At 70.0% G+C, this 3963-nt stretch carries 3 protein-coding genes; 1 reads left to right on the top strand and 2 read right to left on the bottom strand.

Translation table 11 applies throughout. The annotated features are described in order from the left end of the window. Positions 1–153: 153 nt before the first annotated feature. The gene (locus ABS772_RS05760) at positions 154–1827 is read right to left on the bottom strand and encodes a formate--tetrahydrofolate ligase (protein ID WP_238258854.1); all 1674 of its coding nucleotides are present in this window, start codon (positions 1825–1827) and stop codon (positions 154–156) included. Positions 1828–2041: 214 nt separating this feature from the next. Next, a complete protein-coding gene (locus tag ABS772_RS05755; protein WP_350392928.1) occupies positions 2042–2263 on the bottom strand; it encodes a heavy-metal-associated domain-containing protein in 222 nt (73 codons plus the stop codon). Positions 2264–2551: 288 nt separating this feature from the next. Here ABS772_RS05755 and ABS772_RS05750 point away from each other — a divergent pair. Beyond that, the coding region (locus ABS772_RS05750) for an EAL domain-containing protein (RefSeq protein WP_350392927.1) at positions 2552–3963 on the top strand (1412 nt) is incomplete at its 3' end.

Genomic DNA, 3963 nt, shown 5'->3' with positions numbered 1-3963 from the left:
GAAAAAAAGCCCTCCCCCCCTCTGCGAGTGAGGGTGGCCCCCGAAGGGGGTCGGGTGAGGGGAGCGCCGCTTCCGGAAAGACCTGAGCCGGCCCCTCACCCGCCTGCTCCGCAGGCACCCTCTCCCGCAGAGGGGAGAGGGCGACGCGTTAGACTAGAACAACCCGTCGATCTGCCCGTTGGCATCCAGCCGGATGTTGTCCGCCGCCGGCACCTTGGGCAGGCCCGGCATGGTCATGATCTCCCCGCAGATCACCACGACGAAGCCGGCACCGGCCGAGAGGCGCACGTCGCGCACCGAGACGAGGTGGCCCGAGGGCGCGCCGATAAGGGTCGGGTCGGTCGAGAACGAGTACTGCGTCTTGGCCATGCAGATCGGCAGATGGCCGTAGCCGTCCTTCTCGAAGCCGGCGAGCTTGGTGGCGGCCTTCGACTCGATCTGGATGTCGGCCGCGCCGTAGAGCTTGGTCGCGATCGCCTTGATCTTGTCGGTGAGCTTCGTCTCGGTCTCGTAGACGAAGCTCAGCGGCTGCTGCTCGCCCTCGGCGAGCGTCACCACGGCCTGGGCCAGAGCCTCGGCGCCGGCGCCGCCCTCCGCCCAGTGCTTGCAGGTGATCGCCTCGACCTGGAGCCGGTCGCGGCACAGGTCCTTCAGCCGAGCGTGCTCGGCATCCGTATCCTGGAAGAAGTGGTTCACGCCCACCACCACCGGCAGGCCGAAGCTGCGCACGTTCTTCACGTGGCGTTCGAGGTTGGCGAAGCCCTTCTCCAGCGCGTCGAGGTTCTCGCCCGCGAGGTCCTTCTTGTTGACGCCGCCATGCATCTTGAGCGCGCGGACGGTCGCGACGATCACCACCGCCGAGGGCTTGAGGCCGGTCTGGCGGCACTTGATGTCGATGAACTTCTCCGCGCCGAGATCGGCGCCGAAGCCGGCTTCGGTCACGACGTAATCCGCCAGCCGCAGGCCGGTCTGGGTGGCGATCACCGAGTTGCAGCCATGGGCGATGTTGGCGAAGGGGCCGCCATGGATCAGCGCCGGGTTGCCCTCCAGGGTCTGGACGAGGTTCGGCTGGAGCGCGTCCTTCAGGAGCACGGTCATGGCGCCGGTGGCCTTCACGTCCGCCAGCGTCACCGGCTTGCGGTCGCGGGTCTCGGCGATGACGATGCGGCCGAGGCGCTCCTCGAGGTCGGCCAGATCACGCGCGAGGCAGAACACCGCCATGACCTCGGACGCGACCGTGATGTCGAACCCGTCCTCGCGCGGAAAACCGTTGGCGACGCCGCCGAGCGACTGGTTGATGGCGCGCAGCGCCCGGTCGTTCATGTCGACCACGCGGCGCCAATGGATGCGGCGCACATCGATGTTGAGCTCGTTGGCCCAGTAGATGTGGTTGTCGATCAGCGCGGCCGCCAGCGAGTGGGCCGAGGTGATGGCGTGGAAGTCGCCGGTGAAGTGCAGGTTGATCTGCTCCATCGGCACGACCTGCGCCTTGCCGCCGCCGGCGGCGCCGCCCTTCATGCCGAAGCAGGGGCCGAGCGAGGGCTCGCGCAGGCAGGCCACGGTGCGCTTGCCGATGCGGTTAAGCGCGTCGCTGAGGCCCACCGTCGTCGTGGTCTTGCCCTCGCCCGCGGGCGTCGGCGAGATCGCGGTGACGAGCACCAGCTTGCCCTCGGGCTTGCCGTCCAGCGATTTGATGAAATCGTGGTCGATCTTGGCGATGTGTTTGCCGTAGTTGTGAAGCGCCTCGTCGGGAACGCCGAGCTTCTCGGCAACCTGGGCGATGGGCTTCAGGGTCGCCGCGCGGGCGATCTCGATATCTGAGGGCATTTCTCTCACCGTCGTTTCTTGTGACCCGGGCTCGCGGCACGTCGGGCCGTCGCCCGGCGCGCGGTTGGCCCACGTACTTCCGTGGTAACGGACGAAACAGCCACGATAAACCGATTGTCGCAGTGTGAGCGAAACAGCGGGGAAAAGCGTCTCGGATTTTTTTGATGCGATCCGTTAAGTTTCTTCAGGGGACGGGCGAAATCTCGCCCTGCGCTCAGCCCGTCATCGCGGTGGCGGTGTAGCCGGCCTTGGTGAGCGCCTGCGCCACGTCGAGGCTCTGCGCGACGGTCGTCGCCGTGACCCGGCCGTGACCGACATCGACCGAAACCTCCGCCTGCGGGTCGAGGCGACGGATCGTGCGGCGCACGGCCTCGGCACAACCCTCGCAGGTCATACCCTCCACGCGCATCGTCAACTCGATCGGGCTCTGATCCATCGCCTTCATCTCCTGCGTGCCCGCTCTCCGGCGGCCTCCGGGGCACCGCACATGTGGCACCTAGAACGCGCCCGGCAAGCGCGCGGCCTCTTCGGGCCGATTCGACGGGAGAATGCCGCGCACCGCCTTGCGGCGAAGCACGGCCTCGGCGACATTAGGGTTACGACGAGCCGGGCGCGTCATCGACGCCCGCCGGCGCGTTTCAGCCACACGTCCTGCGGGCACCCGCACCGCACCGTGAATGAGAAGCCCGGCCGCGGCCGCCAGACAGAAGCGCGTCGATCGACGGTGAAGACACCGAAATCCCGAACGATGCGCCCGCGCGGCACGCCCTGGATCCTCGGCCTCGTCGGCGTCCTGATCCTCGTTCCGCTGGCGCTGCTCGTGCCGCTCGCCGCGGTCGCCGCCGTTTCCGGCCTCGCCATCGTCGGCGGTGCCCTGCTGTGGCGGCGGCTCGCCGCCCTCACCACCGCGCAGGAGGTCGTGTCGAAGGAGATCGGCGTCCTCTCCCAGCGCCTCGTGAAGCTGGAGGCCGTCGCCGCCGCCCTGGTCCAGTCGCGCATGCAGGGTTCGGCCCCGGCCGATTCGGCACCGGCCAACCTCGACGAAGCGCTTAGGTCCCTCGACGCGCGGCTCGTCTCCGGCATCGAGGAGGTGACCGCCGAGATCGGCATCCTCAGCGGCATCGTGCGGGAACTCGCCGCGGTGGTCTCCGCGCAGGACGGCGACATCGCCCGCCTGAAGGTGCAGGCGCAGGCACCCGAGCCCCCCCGCTCCCGCGCGGCGGAGACGATCCAGCCGAGCCCGGTGCCGGCCGCGACCGTCCTGCCCGACCCCGAGCCGGTGGCGCCGCCGATGCGGCTCGTGCCCCGTACGACGCCGCCCCCCGCCCGAACGACCGATCCGTTCGCGGCGATCGGGGACGAGACGCCGCTGATCGAAGCCTTCGACGGCGAGGGACTGGAAGTCTACCTGCAGCCGGTCGTCACCCTGCCGCAGCGCAAGGTCGTCGCCTACGAGGCCCTGGCGCGGCTCAAGGTCGGCGAGGCGGTCTACGCGCCGGAGACCTTCCTGCCGGTGCTGGAGCGGCACGGCCGCACCACGGCCCTCGACCGGCGCATGCTCCAGCGCGTCGCGACCATCGCGCGGCATCTCCAGGGGCGCGGCAGTCCCGCTTCGGTCAGCTACAGCCTGACGCCGCACTCGCTGTTCGAGCCGGGCTTCCTGCGCTCCCTCGGCCGCCTCGTCAGCGAGGGGCCGGAACTCGCGGGCCGCGTCGTGATCGCCCTGCCGCAGGCGAGCTGGCGCAGCCTCGACGCCGAGCAGGCCGCCCTGCTGGCGGGCCTGCGCGGACGGATCGGCTTCGTGATGGATCGCCCGATCGACCTGCGCTTCGATCCGAACGCCCTGGCCGAGCGCGGCATCGCCCAGGTCAAGGTGGCCGCGGCGTTGCTGCTGCGCCCGCTCGACCGGGAGGCGATGCCCGACATCGCGCTGGAGGATCTGGTGGCGTCCCTCGGGCGCGTCGGAATCCGCCTCGTCGCGACCGGCGTCGAATCCGAGACGGAAGTGCCGGATCTCATCGATCTCGACGTGCCGCTGGCGCAGGGCAGCGTCTTCGCCGCGCCTCGCGCCGTCCGGGCCGAGGTGCTGTCGGCGTCGCCCGACACGGCGCCGCCGCCGCTCCCCCCCTCCCCCGA

It is taken from the genome of Methylorubrum podarium (assembly GCF_040270385.1).
In the GTDB taxonomy this organism is placed as follows: domain Bacteria; phylum Pseudomonadota; class Alphaproteobacteria; order Rhizobiales; family Beijerinckiaceae; genus Methylobacterium; species Methylobacterium podarium.
This window is presented reverse-complemented; position numbering and strand designations above follow the sequence as displayed.

Excerpts from the sequence above, each read along its gene's own strand:
- ABS772_RS05760 (WP_238258854.1), bottom strand. The coding sequence starts at position 1,827 with ATGCCCTCAGATATCGAGATCGCCCGCGCGGCGACCCTGAAGCCCATC.
- ABS772_RS05755 (WP_350392928.1), bottom strand. The coding sequence starts at position 2,263 with ATGGATCAGAGCCCGATCGAGTTGACGATGCGCGTGGAGGGTATGACC.